The sequence below is a fragment of the Ignavibacteriota bacterium genome (assembly GCA_013285405.1).
Classification (GTDB): domain Bacteria; phylum Bacteroidota; class Ignavibacteria; order Ignavibacteriales; family Ignavibacteriaceae; genus IGN2.
On record CP053446.1, the window covers coordinates 2174978 to 2195628 of the forward strand.

At 33.6% G+C, this 20651-nt stretch carries 19 protein-coding genes; 10 read left to right on the forward strand and 9 right to left on the reverse strand.

The window, feature by feature from the left end:
* Nucleotides 1-9: 9 nt before the first annotated feature.
* The 5 genes from HND39_09420 to HND39_09440 all read right to left on the reverse strand — a co-directional run bounded on the left by HND39_09420 (nt 10) and on the right by HND39_09440 (nt 7498).
* Nucleotides 10-1269 (reverse strand): hypothetical protein, encoded by a 1260-nt coding sequence (locus HND39_09420; protein QKJ96482.1) that lies wholly within the window; start codon nt 1267-1269, stop codon nt 10-12.
* A gap of 5 nt (nt 1270-1274) precedes the next feature.
* Nucleotides 1275-3008 (reverse strand): SAM-dependent DNA methyltransferase, encoded by a 1734-nt coding sequence (locus HND39_09425; GenBank protein ID QKJ96483.1) that lies wholly within the window; start codon nt 3006-3008, stop codon nt 1275-1277.
* 2 nt (nt 3009-3010) lie between these two features.
* Nucleotides 3011-5293 (reverse strand): DEAD/DEAH box helicase family protein, encoded by a 2283-nt coding sequence (locus HND39_09430; protein QKJ96484.1) that lies wholly within the window; start codon nt 5291-5293, stop codon nt 3011-3013.
* A gap of 95 nt (nt 5294-5388) precedes the next feature.
* Nucleotides 5389-6525, reverse strand: a complete 1137-nt coding sequence (locus tag HND39_09435) for a DUF1016 domain-containing protein (GenBank protein ID QKJ96485.1) — start codon at nt 6523-6525, stop codon at nt 5389-5391.
* A 7-nt stretch (nt 6526-6532) separates the two neighbouring features.
* Complete coding sequence (locus tag HND39_09440; protein QKJ96486.1) at nt 6533-7498, reverse strand: hypothetical protein; 966 nt, start codon at nt 7496-7498, stop codon at nt 6533-6535.
* A 207-nt stretch (nt 7499-7705) separates the two neighbouring features.
* On the opposite strand from HND39_09440, the gene HND39_09445 reads away from it, so the two are divergent.
* From HND39_09445 to HND39_09470, 6 genes are read left to right on the forward strand one after another with little or no spacing between them, the layout of a single operon-like run.
* A complete protein-coding gene (locus tag HND39_09445) occupies nt 7706-8671 on the forward strand; it encodes a methylenetetrahydrofolate reductase [NAD(P)H] (protein ID QKJ96487.1) in 966 nt (321 codons plus the stop codon).
* A gap of 18 nt (nt 8672-8689) precedes the next feature.
* Nucleotides 8690-9685: a Gfo/Idh/MocA family oxidoreductase gene (locus tag HND39_09450; GenBank protein ID QKJ96488.1), complete on the forward strand. Its 996-nt coding sequence runs from the start codon at nt 8690-8692 to the stop codon at nt 9683-9685.
* A complete protein-coding gene (locus HND39_09455; protein QKJ96489.1) occupies nt 9673-10329 on the forward strand; it encodes a class II aldolase/adducin family protein in 657 nt (218 codons plus the stop codon). The genes HND39_09450 and HND39_09455 overlap by 13 nt, the downstream gene beginning before the upstream one ends.
* A 58-nt stretch (nt 10330-10387) precedes the next feature.
* Nucleotides 10388-11389: a D-alanine--D-alanine ligase gene (locus tag HND39_09460; GenBank protein ID QKJ96490.1), complete on the forward strand. Its 1002-nt coding sequence runs from the start codon at nt 10388-10390 to the stop codon at nt 11387-11389.
* Nucleotides 11389-11679 (forward strand): hypothetical protein, encoded by a 291-nt coding sequence (locus HND39_09465; GenBank protein ID QKJ96491.1) that lies wholly within the window; start codon nt 11389-11391, stop codon nt 11677-11679. The genes HND39_09460 and HND39_09465 overlap by 1 nt, the downstream gene beginning before the upstream one ends.
* Nucleotides 11660-12973, forward strand: a complete 1314-nt coding sequence (locus HND39_09470; protein ID QKJ96492.1) for a replication-associated recombination protein A — start codon at nt 11660-11662, stop codon at nt 12971-12973. The genes HND39_09465 and HND39_09470 overlap by 20 nt, the downstream gene beginning before the upstream one ends.
* Nucleotides 12974-13103: 130 nt before the next feature.
* Here HND39_09470 and dprA read toward each other — a convergent pair whose 3' ends face one another.
* The 4 genes from dprA to HND39_09490 all read right to left on the reverse strand — a co-directional run bounded on the left by dprA (nt 13104) and on the right by HND39_09490 (nt 15212).
* Nucleotides 13104-14225 (reverse strand): DNA-protecting protein DprA, encoded by a 1122-nt coding sequence (gene dprA / locus HND39_09475; GenBank protein QKJ96493.1) that lies wholly within the window; start codon nt 14223-14225, stop codon nt 13104-13106.
* A 12-nt stretch (nt 14226-14237) separates the two neighbouring features.
* Nucleotides 14238-14531 (reverse strand): EutN/CcmL family microcompartment protein, encoded by a 294-nt coding sequence (locus HND39_09480; protein ID QKJ96494.1) that lies wholly within the window; start codon nt 14529-14531, stop codon nt 14238-14240.
* On the reverse strand, nt 14512-14823 hold the full coding sequence (locus HND39_09485; protein QKJ96495.1) for a hypothetical protein: 312 nt from the start codon (nt 14821-14823) through the stop codon (nt 14512-14514). Before HND39_09485 ends, HND39_09480 begins: the two co-directional genes overlap by 20 nt.
* A gap of 140 nt (nt 14824-14963) precedes the next feature.
* Nucleotides 14964-15212 carry a hypothetical protein gene (locus HND39_09490; protein ID QKJ96496.1) on the reverse strand — a complete coding sequence of 83 codons (249 nt, stop codon included), beginning with the start codon at nt 15210-15212 and terminating at the stop codon, nt 14964-14966.
* A 422-nt stretch (nt 15213-15634) separates the two neighbouring features.
* Here HND39_09490 and HND39_09495 point away from each other — a divergent pair, with 422 nt between their 5' ends.
* From HND39_09495 to HND39_09510, 4 genes are all read left to right on the forward strand, one after another.
* Complete coding sequence (locus HND39_09495; GenBank protein QKJ96497.1) at nt 15635-16801, forward strand: hypothetical protein; 1167 nt, start codon at nt 15635-15637, stop codon at nt 16799-16801.
* Nucleotides 16802-17397: 596 nt separating this feature from the next.
* Nucleotides 17398-18222 (forward strand): O-antigen ligase family protein, encoded by an 825-nt coding sequence (locus HND39_09500; GenBank protein QKJ96498.1) that lies wholly within the window; start codon nt 17398-17400, stop codon nt 18220-18222.
* A gap of 1 nt (nt 18223) precedes the next feature.
* The gene (locus HND39_09505; GenBank protein QKJ96499.1) at nt 18224-19048 is read left to right on the forward strand and encodes an FkbM family methyltransferase; all 825 of its coding nucleotides are present in this window, start codon (nt 18224-18226) and stop codon (nt 19046-19048) included.
* Complete coding sequence (locus tag HND39_09510) at nt 19048-20565, forward strand: oligosaccharide flippase family protein (GenBank protein QKJ96500.1); 1518 nt, start codon at nt 19048-19050, stop codon at nt 20563-20565. The genes HND39_09505 and HND39_09510 overlap by 1 nt, the downstream gene beginning before the upstream one ends.
* Nucleotides 20566-20651 lie beyond the last annotated feature (86 nt).

Here is a 20651-nt window from a genome sequence, read left to right on the forward strand (position 1 = left end):
TAATTTCCTTTAATTAACCTTCTCTAAATATTTTTTCTGTTCTTCCATTTCTTGAAGCAGTTCTTTCATATGTGCTTCTCGCCAGGATGATGTTAAACTTCCATCGAAAGCTTTTGAAAGTACTAATTCAAACAAATTATTAATTCGTTCAGATGATTTCTCTCGATACTCTCTTTTCTGCTCAAGATTGATAATCATATCATCAAACTTTTTATTCAAAATTTCATTCTCATTCGGATACGGAATTTTTAGATTTAATATGTCATTTTCAGATACTGCTGGATATGATGCACCTTTGGCCATACTCATTAATATATTTGAAAACCAATTCAATCTCGATAATGCATACAGAAAACCAAAACCATAAGGCTCTTTGGTTCTCAAAACACAAAACCCTGTGCTGCAAACTTGGTTATCTAAACTTTGAGGCACTAATGCTGTTGCTTTGAGGTAAGGTCTGACTGTTGAAACGAGAACATCATTGTTTTTTATAATTTGTTTCGCTCTACTTGGAGCATCTGATCCTACATAATTAGCGAAAGACATTATCTTCCCTTTATTTCCGTCCACACTTGATATATCAATATACTTAAATTCATACTCGGGTAATTTTCTTAAATCCTTCTGTTCAACTTTTTTTACAATATCTTTAATCTTTAACTTTCCATTGTAAGTAAACGGATCCCCAAACATCTCATAAAACAAAGCGGGAATTATTTTCTCTGCTTTTTCATCTGCTTGTTTGCGGAGTTTGCGTATCTCATCTGCTTGGTCTAATATTTCTACTATTCGGCGCTGCTCGGAAAGCGGAGGGAGATCTAATTTTATTTTCTTTAGATCGCCGGTTGATATACTGGCTTGATTAACGGCTCTTTTTGAAATACGAATAAACAGATTTTTAAATCGATAGTTTCTAAGAAAATAATAGAGATGTTTTGGATAAACGATTTTTCTATTGGGTCGTAAACATAACAGATTCATTCCGTGTATTATTTTTTCTGGTTGGCCTTCATATATTGCAACTTTACCTAAATGCTTTTCACTGTTTATATGACTTAATAATATATCACCTTCTAACAGTAACCAATTAGAATAATTATCTTCATTTAGATTAGCATATCCAACTTTATTAGGATCAATAATTTCATCAGAAATAGTTTCGATTCTTGTAATTGGTAATCCTCTAGATTCCGTTGACAACTGGTTGACATTCAGTCCATTTCTTATTAAAGAATTTACAGAACCCAGATTTGCTTCAATCCAATTCATTATTTTTACTTAATTTCGTTTAGTAGTTTATATAATTGTTCGGTAATCTTCTTTTCAATTTCAATAACATTTTTTATCAAATCAACAGGTTTTTCATCATTAACCTTTTGTGTAATCTGCGGTTTGTATCTTCCAGCAGAAAGGTTGTAATCGTTCTCAGCAATCTTATCAACCAGAGCCCACCAGCATTTGGGTTCTTCACTTCCGTGTTCAAGAATTGATAAAGCTTCAACTCCGGGAGGATTTTTAAAGTTGGATTTTTTATAACTGTTCCATTGCATAATCAAATCGGGAATATCATTTTTATCTGGGGTTTCAGGTCTTCCGCCTCCCGTAATTTTATCGGGATCATAGCCATCATTTTGTATTTCATAAAACCAAACTTTTTCTGTTGCAGGTTTATCTTCAAACAATCCTTCTTTAAAAGGTTTCTTAAAGACAAGAATAGAAGTTTTTACTCCCGCATAAGGTTTAAACACTCCTGCTGGTAAGGAAATAACAGATAGCAATTGGAATTGTTCAACCAGCTTAACTCGCAACTCCAGGTGTGCATTAGTAGAACCAAACAACAGACCTTCAGGAACAACTACTGCACATATCCCTCCTTCAACAAGCGAATCCATCATTACTGCCAGAAAGAGCAGCTCACTTTTCTTTGTATTCTTTGGCAAGTTTTCTCTGATAGACTCTTTAGGTAGAACACCTGCAAATGGCGGATTTGAAAGAATGACTTTGTATTGACGGTAAAGATCTTCTTCAGTCAATCCACCCATTTCAGATAGAGTATTTCCTCTTTTAACATTTGCTTTCATCAGTCCGTGCAAAACCATATTCATTGTAGCAATACGCATTATCTGTCTGCTTACATCCACTCCATAGATAGAAGCTTCAAGAATTCCCCAGTCAGGTATCAAGTCGCCATTTCCTTTTCTATAAGTCATTAAATTGGGAACTTCTTTTTTCAATTCAGTAATAAAATTCTCTCTGAGCTTAGGATCATCATCAAAAGAAAAATCTTCTTCTTTAAATTTTAATTGAACTTCAGCTTCCTGCTTATTGAAATATTGCTTTAACAGCCATTCTTCTCCATAAATTGGTACATCAATAGTCTTCTCAGAATGCTTTGCCATAATAAATTCAAGTGCATCAATTAAGAAACCCGCTGTTCCGCAAGCAGGATCGTAAATCGTATCACGCCAATCGGGGTCTACAATTTCAACCATCATCTTTCTAATTTGCCTTGGAGTTCTGAACTGACCCAGCAAAGCACCTTCCATCGTGTTAAGATAAGTGAGCATATATTCATAAATATCACCCTTAACATCGGAACCAAGTTTGGAAAAATTGATTTCATCTATTTCATCAACAACTTGTTTCAATACTGCAGGGTCGTTTATTTCTAATACAGCATCGCGGAAATAAGAAGCTATATGCTGATTTTCACTATTTATTGAAGACATATAGGGAAAGACTTCGTCACGAACAAACTTTACAAGCTTTTCACCGCTAAGACCTTTCCACTCGAACCATCTGAATCTTTTTGCTTGTTCTGGATAAAGTGATTTTGCCCGTGTCGCAGCTAGTCTTTGTTGGATTGCGATTTCACTTTCTCTTTCATCCAATAATTTAAGATAGATCAGATATGAAATCTGTTCGATATAGGTGATCGGATTATTTACTCCACCAGCAAATAAAATATTTGTTATTCGGTCAAGTTTTCTTCGTATTTCCTGGTTCATAGTTATCCAGCTTTAAGCGTAAATAGTGATTCATTCATTTCTTTAATAACATCTTTTAACCCATCTTCGCCAAATAATTCTACACCCAAACCAGCAGCATTCAATATTGATAAAGGTGGTTTAAATAATTCCTCCATCTCAATTTTACCTTTCACAATTCCTCTGTTCTTCAGCATAGAAAGATACTGAGCCTGTTCAGGTGAGAGTGATTTTGTTATGAGCCAGGCGTGAAAATTTTCCGTTACAATTTCTTCTTTTGACTTCTGTTTTTCAGTTCCTAAGGCATATTTAATAAAGTCTATAAGGTTACCACCAGGCTGCTGATATGCTTTTCTTAAATTGTCTTCGTTGAAATACATTTCTGGAGAGTTAAGTGATTCCGCAAGACTTTGTTCTTCTTCTGGGGTTAGTCCATATTTTTCTCTTTCTTCTTCTTGTGCAGCCGATTGATTTTTTATCTTTTCAATGAGTGGATCATTTTCTAATTGCCGCTTTATGGTCTGTTCCCAATTAGTAACATATTCCTTTTTATCCACTCTTTCGCCCTGTGGACCAACTTCAACATATTTTACACTATACATCCATTCATCGTCTAATCCAAGTTCAATAAGTTCTTTTGCAGTTTTCGGTTTATCTGGTTTAGTCTCATAAGCGTTGCCAAAACCAGACCCAGAGAAAATATCCACCTCGCTATCATTAAAGTATTCGTGATTACCAAAGAAGTCATAGATCATAAATTTCCTCTTATCAATCTTTGGACACGTTCTTGTTCCTCTGCCTCGCATCTGCTGATAGAGAATTGGAGATCGAACTCTTCGACACATAACAAGATGTAAAACTTCACGACAGTCAAAACCAGTATCAAGCATTCCTACACTCACAGCAACCATCGGGTAATCTTCTCTCTTAAATTTTCTTATCAGTTCATCAGCATTTGTCACATCACTAGTAATTACTTCTGCATATTGTCCACGTGATTCAGGATGTAACTCATTGAGGAATTTTGCTAATCTTGTTGCATGATTTTTCGTAATTGCAAAAACTATTGTTTTGCCGGGACCTTTTGATTGTCCTGGTGCAAGTTCTTTATAATTTTCCCAAGCAAGTTTGTCAAACTCTTCCATCATCAAACGATTCGTCTTTTCGTTTGTCCATATTCTTTCAAACTCAGCTGGATCATAATATTCTTCATCAACCTCTACACCTTCAGTCATCAGTTTTGTAATTCTCTCTGCAAATTTATAGGGCACTAAATATTCACCTTCAAATGCTTTTCTAATTGGTAAAGAGAAATCAGGTGCTTCATTCTTACATTGATAGAAATCAAAAGTATTTCTTTCAATATATATTGAAGGCGTGGCAGTTAATCCAATGTGAAAAGCATCAAAATGTGTTAAAGCTGTCTGCCAGGCACCATAAATTGAACGATGACATTCATCAGCAATAACAACATCAAAATATCCGCTCGTATAATCGGTATATCGTGAAATCATTGTCTGTAATAAACAAACCGTGATTTGTTTTTCTTCTCTAATAACTCCAGGTCTTAACCAATAACTGCTGTATTGCCTGAGTATGTCCTGTATAGCTTCAAGAGCTTGCTTAGCGAGTTGTTCACGATCAACCAAAAAAAGAATTTTTTCTGCTCTTCCTGCTTCAATTAATCTTTTAAGATATAAAGCAATTAGGTCGGTCTTTCCTGTACCTGTTGGAAGTTCAATCAAGAATCTTCTTTTGCCTAATTCCAAGGAATGGTCTAAAGCTTTCATTGCTTCCTTCTGGTAATCTCTCACATTTCTTACTTCACCTTGCCTGATGTAATTATCAGGAATTGGCATATGAGCCATTGGTTCTCTGTTAGCTCTTTGCTTTACTATTCTCTCTAGATCCTTCTGAGAATAAAAAGAGTTTACAATTCTTGCATCGTCGTTAGTGTAATCCCAGAAATAAATTAATTCTCCATTTGTTAAAAAGATGAACGGAGCACCTATTGCTTTTGCATAAGGAAGTGTTTGTTGCTTAGCTCGATACGGATGAAGTGCGGATTTCTTTGCTTCAACTACAGCAAGTGGTTTCCCATCTCGATCATAAAGAACATAATCAGCTCTGCCAAGAGTTTTATCTTCTGAATAATCTCTATCCGAATATTTATCCTGATTCTCTTTAACTATATTAATAGGCACTTCTGTCCGCACCTGGAAACTATCTTTCAAATCCCAGCCAGAATCTTTTAACAGATCGTTAATAACTATTCTTGCGTCTTGTTCGGAGGAATTAAAACTCATATTGAAATTTCATCGATTATTGAGATCATATAAAAATTTATTATACAAAATAAAAATAATTCAGATCGGAAGAATTTTGGCAATGTTGTGGCAATCTACTTCAGCTTTTTAGATTTTAGTAACCTTCTTTTTTCAATTGTCTTTCTTGTCTTTTCGATTTCACCTGCAAGTAGTTCCTCATCGGGAAGCGTTAATTTATATTCTGAAGCGAGAACTTTATTAGGTAACCCGGCAAGAGCATACTTTGCTACTGCACTGTCTTTTTCAGCACAGAGTATTAATCCAACCGGCGGATTTTCACCTTTATTAGTCCAATTATCCTTTGCAAAGTTAAGATAAAGATGCATCTGCCCGGCATCTGCGTGAGTGAATCTTCCAACTTTTAAATCAATTACTACAAGACATTTTAATTTCCTGTGGAAAAACAGCAAATCAATTCTATACCACTCATTTCCAATTCGCAATCGTTTCTGGCGACCAATGAAAGCAAATTCTCCACCAAGCTCAAGAAGGAATTTCTCGAGATGAATTATCAATGCTTCTTCGAGTTCATTTTCTGAGTATTCATCTTTCAATCCAAGAAATTCCAAAATGAAAGGATCTTTAATTTCTTCTTCAGGCGTAACTATATCTTCAGGCAAAAGTTTTTCGCCTTTCTTAAGCATTGCTGCTTTGTTTTTTGAAAGCAATGTTCTCTCATAAAACTGAGATGAAATTTGCCTGTCAAGTAATCTTACAGACCAACCATTTCTAAGTGCTTCTGTTTCATAAAAATTGCGAGCTTCTTTTTTCTTCGCCCTTCGAATCAATATAACATAGTGAGACCAGGAAAGTGGAAAAATATCATAAAGTTTTTCAGATTTAAAAATCCGAGACAATGTATCGGATTTGTTTGAGTCGGATTTCCGAAACAGCGTCTCGGAAATCTTATCTTTTGGATAAGCCAGGTAAAACAATCTCATTAATTCCAGATTATCAACAGAAAATCCTCTCCCAATATTTTTTGTTAAATCATTTGAAATATTTTGCAATAATTTTTTCCCATATTTGGCTTTTACCACACCGGATTGTTCATACTCTACAATTCTTCTCCCAATTTCCCAATAGGTAGCTGTCAGGATTGCATTGATGACCCTTGTAGTTTTGCTTCTGGCGGATTCGAGTAGTTCTGCAATTCCACTGATTAGCGAAGTGTATTTATTTGGCTTGCTTATTTTTGAATCATTAATCATTCAAATCTTAATAAATTATTTTCAACTTATTTTTATTTGCTTTTAGACCATAAAATTTTGCCCCCCTCTGTCCTTCAATGCTAATCTTAAATGCTTCTAACACTGCTTCCTTCTCAATTACTTTTTTAATTTTCTTATTAATTTTTGAGACATTTCCGCGGAAAGTATAAAGCGAAAGACCAAATTTATTTCTTTCCATTTCTTCCAATTCCATTCTGTTTAAATCCAAATCGGGGAAGAGCTCGGTGTGTATTTCGATAATTCGTTTCAGGAACGCATTGGATGTATTTATCCCTGAAAACTTTTCAAGACCTTTATCGTTGATGATCCTTTCTGCAAAATATCTGTAATAAGAAAGTTCCACCGGTGCCAAACTAATTACTTTATCCTCAATAATTAATCCTGGTTTTGAAATGCTTAATGTTGCCGATGGAAGTAAATCCTTTAATCCTTTCACCTCTTCTTTTAATCTTACTATCCTTGGTAAAGATGTATCAATTTTAACAGAAATGTTTTCAGATTTACCAAACTTTGGATCTTTCACTTGGATTAACCTTAATGGATTTGATTCCGAAAAATCACCCGATTCAGCCAATAGTATCCAGCAGACAGACATCGCAGGTGTTCCAGATGATATTGCTGCTGTGTAAATAAAAGAGTCAGTTTTATCCAGTTTATCTGTAAAATCTTTTAATTGTGTATAAATCTTATTGTGATTTGTAATATCAGTAATAGCCAACTCTGTAATTGAAACTAAATTAGATAATTTTCTTTTACTAATCTCTTTTTTAAGATATTCAGCAATTTTTTTATAAGTGATTTCGGTTGTCTTCCCTCGATTCCAAAGAAGCTTAACTTGATCAAACTTTTCATTGTCAAGAGCTGTCAGGATAGCACCATCAGGTTTTCCGGCTAATTTACCTGCATCATTAGAACCGATGAATGAAAGAAGAATTTTTAATTTTTTGATCATAATTTTATTTGAAAATAATCAAAGAATAGATGAGTATTCTTTTTAGATAAAACAATTATTGAAAAATAGTGAAGAAAAAAGTCCTATTGAAAATGTTAAAGAAATATTTAAAGTTTTACCTTAAATAATTCACTTCTAATCAAACCATAATTATTATTAACTTTGTCTATATTTACACAGATAATTTGTCCAACAAAAAGAGATTAAATGAAAGTAATTGATCATTTAGAGAAGGCGAAAGAACCTCTTATAAGTTTTGAATTGATACCTCCAAAACGAGGCGGAGATATCACGGATGTTTTACACGTTCTCGATGGAATAATAAAATTCAGACCACCGTTTATTGATATTACCAGTCATTCCGCAGAAGTTATCTACGAGGAAACCTCTGAAGGAATTAAAAAGAAAGTAAAAAGAAAACGTCCCGGAACTCTCGGAATCTGTGCCCTCATTCAGAATAAATATAATGTTGATGCTGTTCCTCATATTCTTGTAAAAGGATTTACCCGTGAAGAAACAGAAGACTTTATGATCGAGTTGAATTATCTTGGTATTGATAATATTCTTGCAATCCGCGGAGACGACAGCGGATATGAAAAACCAATTCCTGTTGGAAGAAGTGCAAACAGAAATTCAGTTGAACTTGTTGAACAAATTATGAGAATGAACAAAGGAATTTATCTCGAGGAATCTCTGCTCGATGCAAAGCCAACAAATTTTTGTGTTGGTGTCGGTGGTTATCCTGAAAAACATTTTGAAGCTCCGAATTTAAAAGCTGATATTAAATTCGCAAAAGAAAAAGTTGATGCCGGCGCAGAATACATTGTTACTCAAATGTATTATGATAATAAATTTTATTTTGAATATGTTGATAAATGCCGTGAAGCAGGAATAAATGTTCCGATTATTCCGGGATTAAAAATTTTAACTTCAAAAGCTCAGCTTCATTCTATTCCAAAAGATTTTCACGTTACAATTCCTTCCGCTTTATCAGACGAAATTGAAAAAGCAAAACCGGAAGAAGTTATGAATATCGGAGTTGAATGGGCTGCAAACCAGGTTCTTGAACTTCTTGATAAGAATGTTCCAAGCGTTCATTTTTATGTTATGCTGAATGCCAGACCGACTAATATGGTTATGGAACGTCTGAAATTATTTAATAAAGTTTTTTAGAAAGTCAGTTCGGCTTAAATGGTTAATGTAAGAAAACCTGTCGTAAAAAAATTAAAATGGGGAGTTGCAGGCTGTGGAAGATTTAGCGAGCACACTTTTATTCCCACAATAAAATTTTTAAGAAGAAGTTTTGTTCAATCATTTTATAGTCATAATCTTAACAGGGCAAAAGAACTTGCTGAATTATCCGGCGCTTCAGGATATTTTGACAGCTATGATGAATTTCTGAAATCAGATATTGATTGCGTTTTTATCGGAAGTGTAAATGCACATCATTATGAACAGGTCATCAAAGCTGCGGAAGCCGGAAAAAATATTCTTTGTGAAAAGCCATTATCGATTACCAGCAAGCAAGCAGAAGAAATGGTTCAGGTCTGCAAAAAAAATAATGTTTTGTTTGCAGTAAATTATGTTCATCGTCTCCATCCTCATGTAATAAAAGCAAAAGAATTAATAAAAAATCAGACTATTGGAAAACTTGTAAGTATAAATCTCTCATTCAATCTTGATTTTCCACCGGGCAATAATTTCAGATTTAAAAAAGATTTAAGTGGCGGTGGTGCCTTGCGTGATCTCGGAACTCATTTAATTGATTTGTTAAGATTTTTTGGCGGAGAAATTTCAGAGATAAATGGTTATATGGATAACATCATTTATAATTATGAAGTTGAAGATTATGTATCAGCAATTGTAAAGTACGAGAATGGAAACTATGGTTCGTTCAATGTTTCTTACAACACTAAAAAAGCATTCAACAGGATTGAAATACTTGGACACACTGGTGCAATAAGCATCGAAAATTTTATTGGAGTAAAAGGAGTTCCTTCAAAACTTACTATTCAGCTTGATGGTGAAGCAAAAAAAAGTTTCCGCAAGCGTGGTAATAAATTTTTGTTTATGATGCGGGCTATTCAAAAATCATTTTTGAAAAATCAGACACCACCTGTTACTGGCGAAGACGGATTGATCAATATGAAATTAATGGAAGAGCTTGAAAGAAAATGTCAGAGATAGATAAGCTCATTTCTGTTTGTCACAAAGTTTATCAGAAAGGGTTTGTTGCAGCCAGTGATGGAAATGTTTCACTGATCACTGATGATAATACAATTCTCATTACTCGTTCAGGAATCTGCAAAGGAGAAATAACAGAAAAAGATATTCTTGAATTTGATTTCAACGGAAAACATTTAAAAGGCGAAGGAAAAATCACAACTGAATTTAAATTACATCTTTATGCATATTCAAAAAGAAAAGATGTAAATGCAGTTGTGCATTGTCATCCAATTCATTCAACCGCTTTTTCACTTTTGGGTGAAGGACTTGTTAATCATTATTTCCCTGAAGTGATTTTAACACTCGGGAAAGTTCACCTTTGCAAGTATGCAGCACCATCAACAAATGATCTCCCGTTGAGTCTCGACCCTTTTATTGAATACGGCTGGGCATTTCTATTACAAAATCACGGTGCAATGACACTCGGAAAAAATGTTGATGATGCTTATTACAAAATGGAAAAACTTGAACACGCAGCAGAAACTTTATTCAAAGCGCGATTGCTTGGAAAACCAAATGAGTTATCTCCCGAAGATGTGAAAAGATTAGTTGAATTATCCGAAGAGACTTACGGAATTACACAGGATCCGAGAAATGTTTTTTAACTAACAGACTAACCCAATTTCTATAAGAAATTGGGTTAGTAAAAATAGTAAAAGGTAAATGATTAAAGTAAAACCCAAAATAGCATTATTAGTCGGTGGAACTTCTCCCGAAAGAGATGTTTCAAAAAAATCAGGCAAAGGAATTTTGCAGGCTTTAAAGAATCTTCAATATCCTGCAGTTGTTATTGATCCGGCTTATGGATTGCATCAGCCAAAAGAAGAAATGCAATTCTTTTCTGAAAAAGATTATTCTGAAATATCTAACCGGAATTGTATTGATGCAATTAATTCTACGATGTTTGATAATGTCGATATTGTTTTTTCTGCAATGCACGGAAAGTGGGCTGAAGATGGTACAATTCAATCACTACTTGAACTCCGCGGATTAAAATATATCGGATCAAAAGTTCTTGCAAGTGCTCTTGCAATGGATAAGGATATGTCGAAAGTAATTTTCAGACAGACCGGAGTTCAAACCGCTGATTGGTTTACTATTAATTACAAAAGTTTCGAACCTGTTCTTATTGCTGATGAAATTAAGCGGCGATTCGGATTTCCATGTATCATAAAAGCGAATGATCAGGGTTCAACAGTCGGATTAAAATTTGTTAAAGATGAATCCGAAGTTGAAGAAGGAATTGCACTTGCTCAGCAATATTCTTCCAAAGCATTGATTGAAAAATATATTCCCGGGAGAGAATTAACTGTCACGGTACTTTTAAATGAAGCGTTACCAGTTCTTGAGATCGTTCCGAAAAGTGGTTTCTATGATTACAAACATAAATACACTTCCGGTATGAGTGAATACATTGTTCCTGCAAACATTCCTGACGATGTTGCAAAGAAAGCACAGCAGCAGGCAATAACTGCATTTCATTCTCTCGGCTGCGAAGGTTATGCAAGAGTTGATTTCAGAATGAATAATCAGAATGAATTATTTTGTCTTGAAGTAAATACATTGCCAGGAATGACACCGACAAGTCTGGTTCCAAAAGCAGCAAAGGCAGTTGGAATTTCATTCGATGAATTGGTTGATAAAATAATTAAACAGGCTTTGTAATGGCAAAGAATAAAAAGAAACTTGTTCTGTATTTATTTATAGCCATTATTGTTCTTGGCTTACTTTATATTTTTTTTAACGAACGTGGTTTGATTAAATATACCGGATTGAAAAACCAGGTTGACTCGATGCAGGTCGAACTTGAGAAAATAAAACTCGAAAACGAACAACTAAAAAATGAAATTGATTCATTGCAAAAAAAGATTCCTGCAAAGATGGAACAAATCGCCCGCGAAAAATATAATATGAAAAGAAAAGATGAGACAGTAATTGAAATCGAAGAAAAGTGATGACAAAACCGGATTACCGAACACTCCGCTTGCTGACAGAGTAAGACCAAAATCTCTTACAGAATTTTACGGACAGGAACATCTCGTTGGTGAAGGCAAACCAATCCGGTTGATGATTGAAAATCAAACGGTCACTTCATTTATTCTTTGGGGACCACCGGGAACTGGTAAAACAACTCTCGCACAAATTATCGCAAATGAAACTGACTCAAAATTTTATCAGATCAGTGCTGTTTCTGCTGGAGTGAAGGATGTCAGAAATATTATTCAGATTGCCGAACATAATAAAAGTCTCGGACTTCGGTCAATTCTTTTCATTGATGAAATTCATCGCTTCAACAAAGCTCAGCAGGATGCATTGCTTCATTCAGTTGAAACTGGTTTAATAATTTTAATCGGTGCAACTACTGAAAATCCTTCGTTCGAAGTAATTCCTGCTCTTCGTTCGCGTGCAAGAATTTATGTGCTGAATGAACTTTCAAAAAATGATCTTCACAAAATTTTGCACAATGCAATTTCAAAAGATGAATACCTGTTGAAATATAATATTGAAGTACCGGCTGAAGATTATTTGCTATATCTGTCTGGCGGCGATGCAAGAATAATGCTGAGCATATTTGAATCAGCAATCATTCAGGAGATTGAAAAGGAAAAAATCATTGTAACAAAAGAACTTCTCGATAATATTATTCAAAGAAAAAATGTTGTTTACGATAAAGGTGGAGAAGAACATTACAATTTAATTTCAGCTTTCATCAAAAGTGTTCGCGGAAGTGATCCTGATGCAGCACTTTACTGGCTTGCAAGGATGCTTGAAGGTGGTGAAGACCCATTATTCATTGCAAGAAGATTAATTGTTCTGGCTTCTGAGGATATTGGAAATGCAGCGCCAAACGGACTTGTTCTGGCTGAAGCTGCTTTTGGTGCAGTTGAAAAAATAGGAATGCCGGAAGCGAGAATTATTTTAGCACAGTGTACAACATATCTCGCATCCAGTCCGAAAAGTAATGCATCTTATATCGGAATTTCGAAAGCGGAACATGAAGTAAAAAACCAACCACTTTATCAGGTTCCTGTTCATTTACGAAATGCGCCAACAAAGTTGATGGAAGAACTTGGCTACGGTGAGAAATACAAATATCCTCACGACTTTGAAAATAATTTTTTAATTGAAAAATATTTTCCTGATGAGATGGACGGGAAGCAATTTTATTTCCCAACAGAAAATGGGCAGGAAAAAAATCTGAAAGACCGACTTAAGTTTTTATGGAAAGAGAAGAAGAAATACAATTGATCAAATCGCAATGTTCAAATTACAAATCACAAATAATATTAAATTTAGAAAATCTAAAGTTCAAAAATTGTCTGGAAATTTTGTTTGATATTTGTGATTTATTTGGGTTTTGTGTTTTGTGATTTGGATTTTAGAGCAGCGCGAACATCTTCCCTGGCAGCTGCTTAATCAATCCTTTAAACTCAAGCGAAAGCAAATTAACTAAACAATCTGATGTCGAAAGATTTGCAAGCGTAGCAATTTTGTCAATGTGCAGCGGTTCAGAATTCATTACGTTAATAATTTTTTCTTCAAATAAACTCAAATCAACTTGCTGTTTCGGAATATTTTTACCAAGCACTGGTTTAAGTTTAAGTTCAAGTTCGGTAATAACATCCTCTGCTGAAGTAATCAATTCAGCTTCTGATTTTTGAATTAGTAGATTTGTTCCCTCTGATTGTTTAACTCCAACATTTCCCGGTAATGCAAAAACTTCTCTATCCTGATCAAGAGCAAATGCTGCTGTTTGCATTGCACCACCCTGGAGTCCTGTTTCAATTACAATAACACCAAGACTTAGTCCGGAAATAATTCTGTTCCTTCTTGGAAAATTTTGTGCATCGGGTTGTGTGCCGAGAGAAAATTCACTTATCACAGCACCACATTCGGTAATTTTCTCAAATAATTTTTTATTTTCAGCAGGATAAATAACATCTAATCCACTTCCGATAACTGCTATTGTTCTTCCTGCTGATTTGATTGCAGCATTATGCGCCACCGAATCAATTCCTCTTGCCATTCCGCTTACGATTGTAATTCCCTGTTTAGCAAGGTCCATTGAAATTTTTTCTGCATGAACTTTACCATAATTTGTTGGCTGCCGTGTTCCGACAATCGCAATTGAATATTGGTCACTGTCAGTCATCTCTCCAAGCAGATAAAAAAGAATTGGTGGGTCGTAAATCTTTTTCAGGATTGCAGGATATTCCTTATCCCAGATTGTAATTAATTTCCCGCCAAGTTTTTCTAATTTTTTTAATTCTTTCTCAGTGAATTTTTCTGTCTCTGCTCTTTCGTGTGAAGCTTTTCTGATTCGTTTTGCAAGGTTTGTACTGATGCCTTCAACATTCATCAAAGATTGGGAGTCAGCTAAAAGAATATTTTTCGTACTTCTGAATTTTGCCAGCAGATTTCTGAATTTGCCGGGACCAATCCCATCAATCGATAAAAGCAGAAACAGATCGGTTAACTGTTCAAAATTTAATTTGCTCACATTAAAGAATTTTTATTTTTTAGAAGTGTATTTCTCGTTCACATCGATTGAATCAACAACAGCTACAACTATTGAATGAACTGGAGCTTTTTTATGTCCAAGAATTTGCTGAACAGCTTTTCCTTCCTGAACAAGCAAAACAGTGTCACCAATTCCTGCATTTGCAACATCAATAGCAAGAACATCATTACTACCAATGTAATTATCATTTAAATCAATCGGATGAACGAGCAACAATTTTTGCCCGACAAGATTAGAATTTTTCTGAGTCGAAACCAGGTTTCCTTTAACTCTTGCCAGGATCACTTTCGCTATCCTGCCTGCCCATTTGGGAAACTTGTTCTTTATCTGATTTCTTTCTTAAAAAAATTGATAATGGAAAAATGATGACATAAGCTATAAAGAGTAGTATTGGTGAGATTACCAGAGAAGAAAAACTATCCCAGGGACCGATGGTCATAAAATAAAATCCAATAATTGTTACAATCAGACCGAGCGCAAGCAGGTAATAGTTCCTTTTATCCCAATAAATATTGAAAGGGGAAACAGATATTTTTTTTGTCTGTTTGATTGTTCTTTTTTTGATTTTGGTTGCCATAATTACTCCTAAAAAAAAAATTAAAAAGCCCAGCGATGGGGGACCACTGGGCTCGACTCTGTTACATCAAAGGGCAGGGGAGAACCCTTTGAAAGAGTCATTAGAAATATAAATTGATAAGCGCTATTTGTCAAGTTTTATTATTTACTAATCTGATAAACAATCTTTCTGATTGTATCGAATTGCAAATAAGGATATTCTTCCCTGATTGCATCAATTGCATCACCTGCACTTACCTTACCAGCCCTCAGGCTTTTGAACTTTTTACGAATCTGATAATCGCGAACCGCTTTTTCATCAATCAATCCATGAACTTCTAACAACTCAAAGATTTCGTCACTAATTAATTCAGACAGAGGATTGTCTATTTTTGCTTTTATTTGGTTCATCTCAGCTTTCCTTCCTTTTTGTTAATGAATGTCTGTGTATTATTACAGTATCGAAGATTTAGAATAATTCCTCCGTATTTTGTTCCATTATGTTTAAAACTAAAAAACCGACCAGAGCTATTCCCTAAAATCGGCGTAAATCTGCTACTCTGGTAATAAAAGTTCCTGATAAACGTTTTTTATTAAAGTAGCAAATTATCTATAATTGTATTGATTTTTACTTAATTATTAAAATTCGTTTCAAAAATAAATAATCTTTCGTTAATATCAAACGTCTTTGACCAGCTTCATAAACAAATTTCGTATGAGCAATAAAGTAAAATATAGTTATTTTTCAAAGGAATATTCTTTAATCTTGACATTTTCATTTCAGATGAAAAAACAACTTTTTCATAGATAATCATAAGGGAAATATTTAATTCATGGCAGAATATAAAGGACTGGATTTTCTGGATCTTTTAGTAGTTCTTACAAAATGGAAGATTTTTTTATTGATTTTAATAGTTTCCACTTTTGTAATATCCTATCTCGTTATCTACTTTGTTATTGATGAAGAATTTGAATCAAAAGCTTTAATCATACCTTCAGACGATTCCTCACCAACAGGCAGCATATCAGGTATTATGAAAAATCTTAAAGACCTCCCTTTAGGACTTGGTGGAAGTTCAAAATCAGCTAGTACCGATCTATATATAACTATTATTTATAGTCGATCAAATCTGGAAAATGTAATTAAGAAATTTGATCTCTTAAATGATTACAACCTAAACAGCATGGAAAAAGCTGTCAAGCTAGTATCAAAGAAAATAGAAGCAGAAGTGACCGATGAAGATGCTTTTGAGATATCGGTGCGAGCAAAAACCAGAGAAAAATCTGCCGAGATAGTAAACTATCTTCTGGAGGTTCTAAATCAGAAAGTGATTGAATTAAATATTGCCAAATCAAGGGATAATAGGATCTTTTTGGAGAATCGTTACGCTGAACTAAAAGAAAATTTGAGAATTGTTGAAGATTCTCTGCAACATTTTCAAGAAAGTACAGGATTGTATGAAGCAAAAGAGCAACTTAAATTGATTGCAGGTACTTATACTGAATTAGAGACTAAAATCACAATGAAAAAGATTGAATTAGAAATATTAGAAAATATGTATGAAAAGGAATCTCCCCAGGTAGATTTGTTAAGAAGGGAAGTGAGTTTGATGGAATCGGAATTTAATGGTTTAAAGCGAAATAAAAATGAAGAAAGCTTTTTATTGGCGCTTAATTCATTACCTGAAAATATGAAAAAGTTTTTAAGATTGTACCGGGATATTGAAATATATACTGCCATCCTGGAATTTATAGTCCCTATATATGAACAGGCTAAGCTCGAAGAGCAAAAAAATATTCCGGTTTTACAAGTAATTGATTATGGAGTTGTTCCTGAGAAAAAAGCTTATCCACCGAGGCTATTAATGTCAGCGATAACTACATTGATAATATTCTTACTCTTTGCTTCTTTCCTTATCTTCAGAGAAGTATTTAGGAATTCAAAAAATCCTAAAGTTGAATTCATCCTGTCAAACATAAATTTTTTCAAACGAAGATAAACTTTTTGCAAATTCTCACTACAAATATTAATACTGAGAATAATCAGAAAAACTTACTCCTCCAATTACTAATAGCATTTATACTCGCAGCGGCTATTGTTCTGCTTATTACAACTTTAGATATTAAAGCCCGCTATTATGTAATAATAATATCAGTCCCCTTATGCCTTTTTATAATTCTAAATTACAGATTGACATATTCAATTCTGATTATTTCCATCTTTGTTAACCTCAATTTTTTTTATTTCTCAATTTCTGAATTACTCGTGTTGTTCGTAGTGTTATCGTTTCTTTTAACTCATAAGTATGAGTTCCAAGAATTTAAAAACAAAATATTAAATTATTTTGGAATTTTCATTCTTTCATTAATTCCATCCTATTATAACTTAATATCGAATGTTACAGAAGCTCTGCCATTGTCATTACATCTTATCTTTTTTGTCTTGACGTTTACCATAATCTCCGCATCTATACAAAATCATTTTCAAATTAGAGATTTAATTATTTTATTTTTAGCTGTTTCATTAATTAATGGACTTTTTGTTGTAGCATTGGCATTACTAACTGGCCAAAGAGTATTCGGTTTTTCAGGTATTATGTACGTCGACTATGTTGGATATTCAATTGTGATTTCATTCATTTTCTTAATGCTTAAGAAAAGAGGAAAGCTGATAAGTCTGATTGTTTTGTGTATTCTTTCGCTTGCTCTTATCTTTACTCAAACCCGAAGTATCTGGTTAGTGACCGGAGCTACTCTATTCTTAAGTTTTTTGCACTTATTTTTTAGCAGCCAAAAGTATCAATTGAGCCGACTAAAATTATCTGTAGGTTTTATTTCAATCATTTTTGCTATAAGCATTTTTACTCTGACTTTAAAGGATGTAAACAAAGATTATTTTGAACGAGTAGAAATAAAAAAGATTGAGCAAACAGACGATCCGATGCGACTAACTCTCCAAATAAATTCTTTGGTAACAAGATATTTCATTTGGTCAGCTGCATGGGAGGCTTTTATTAATAACCCTGTTATTGGTGTTGGAATTTATGGATTCCCATTTGTTTCCAAAGAATATTCTGACGTAGATCCGTTTCTTTACAAATCGTTTATTGAAAAACTTACACCTCATGAAACATTCTTAGCAATCCTTACTGAAGGTGGTATACTAGGATTTTTAGGCTTCATGTTTTTTTTAATCTCAACTATACTTTATGCAATAAAAAACTACAAGCTAAGTAGATCCCAAGACGAACTTTTTTATTCTGAGCTAATTCTGTGGTTAACTATTTATACTCTGCTTTCGATGATTGTTACAGACGCCTGGTTGTGGGGACACGGAATTGTGCTGTGGGGAGTACTTTTAGGTTTATCAATTGCTAACAGGAAAATTTTAGGGCGTAGAACAGGCATAGCGAGTACATGACATGAATATTTTTTATAGAATACAGAGAAAAACAAAAAAGTTAATTCGTGAATACATTCTAAATAAAGAATTTGTAAAAAAAACTAAATATGGATTCAAAATTAAATTAGATGTTTCCAGAGACGTTGACAAACATTTTTACTGGGGAGAGTTCGAAATTGAAATAATTGAATTCTTGAGGACATTACTAAAAAGGAGTTCAGTTTTTTTTGATATTGGTGCTAATATCGGAATCTATTCTCTTCTAGCGAGTAAAAATATCTTAGCTGGCGGAAAAATTTTTGCCTTTGAGCCAGCAGATTGGGCATATAACCGTTTAACTGAAAACATAAGAATTAATGCTGTAAAGAATATTGAAACATTGAAACTTGCCGTTTCTGATTTTACAGGTTCAAATCAATTTTATGTTTGTGAGGATGATGCGTATAATTCACTGATCAGTACCCCAATGAAGCAGGTACAGAAAGTAATCAAAATTAATTCAATTCGTCTTGATGATTTCTGTCTGAAAAATAATATTAAGGATATAGATATTTTAAAGATTGATGTTGAAGGTGCTGATTTCTTAGTTCTGAAAGGAGCCAAGAATATCTTAAGATCAGACCATTCCCCTATAATTATTTGCGAATTTAATAGAAGTATAACCAATGGTATAAAATCTTCACAGGATGAGTTTGTTTTTTTTATGAAAGAGTTGTCTTATAGATTTTTTACAATAAAAGAAAGAAAACTTGTTGAAATTGATTTAGCAAATACAGCAGCTAATGAGCTTATCTGTATAAAAGACTGCCATCTCCCCAAGTACAATCTTAACCTTAAATCCTGATGAAGAAGAAACTCCTCTGGAGCTCAATTACAGGAACTTTTCAGGTAATCCTTAACACAGTTCTAATTTTTATTGTAATCCCAGTTTTTATAAGCACACTTGGTTTACATTCTTATAGTATTTTCTCGTTGTTATTATTATTCAACAACCTGAATGTATTTATGAATTTGGGATTAAATACTTCCCTAATTAAGTATGTTGCAGAACAAGGAAGGTCTCAACAATCAAATTATGATATAGCAGTTAGTTTCTCATTGCTTTTTATTGTTCTCATTCCAATCTCAACAGCTGCTATTTTCTTTACTGAGTTTTTTTTAAGCAACGTTTTTAACATAAGCCAAGTATATATTACATCCGGAACAACCTTACTTTTTAATGCGATTATTATTTCAAACTGTTTTTTGTTACTCGGACAAATATTTAGTGCCGTTTTAGATGCTCAGCAGAAAGTTTACCTGAATAATGCCGCTCTCATACTTTATAACTTTCTTTATTGGGGACTAATTCTTCTGTCACTGCTTAAATTTCCCGGGTTCACTGCAATTAGCATTAGCATTCTGACAGCGACAATAGTGTGGTTTGTTGTAGTATACATCTTATTTAAGAAAACCTGGGGCAGTTTTAAATTACGAGGTGTTAGAAAGAATTTCTTAATCACCGCAAAAAAGCAACTTTCATATGGTGTTAAACTTTATTTAAGCGGCTCAATTAGCTTTTTTCATGAACCCCTCACAAAACTGCTTATCAGTCATTTTGTTGGACTGACTGAAGTCGCTTTTTTTGATATAGCAATAAGGTTAAAAAATCAACTTTGGAATCTTACAAGCCGTGTATTTTATCCACTCTTTCCATTTATTTCACAGCTTAGCGATAAGGAAAAAATTAGAAAATTAATTCATACTGTTGAACAAAAAACAGCTTTTCTAATTATTCCCATTGTATGCATTGTTATATATGTTTCTAAGCCATTTGTTGAAATCTGGATTGGGAATGATGTTGAAGTTATTTCAGTAAGTATGATTTCGATCACTGTTGCATATTTGCTTGCTGTTATAGTAGTTCCGGTGTATCAATACTTAATGGCAAAAGGTTACCCGGGAAAAACAATTATCATACAGATTTTGAACGTCATTGTGAACACCTGTCTTTTCTTTCTTACATTACCTTGGATTGGCTACAATGCAGCAGTAATTAGCAGTGTTGGGTCAATTTTAAGCTCATTCACATTAACACTGTATTATCAGAAAAAATATTTAAATAGTCTAATACTTGATAATTTTAAACAACTTTGGAAGTCCTTTCTGATTCTAAGCATTAATATTTTAATAGGACTAGCTTTATCTGAAATTATAGAGAAGGATATTCTTAAGATTATAATTATCCCTCTGGTTTTGATAACGGTATCTGTATACATGTTTCGTGTGCTGAAAATATTTTCAAGAGAAGAAATTAATAAATTTGCAGTCAGCGAAAGCACTTTGTTGAAAGTCGCCGATAAAATTTTTGTGAAAAAATGATTGATCATACCATTAAATATGATTTAAGACTTGATTAATTAAATTGGTATTTTTGATTTTGTAACGTTAGTTTAACATTATTACAT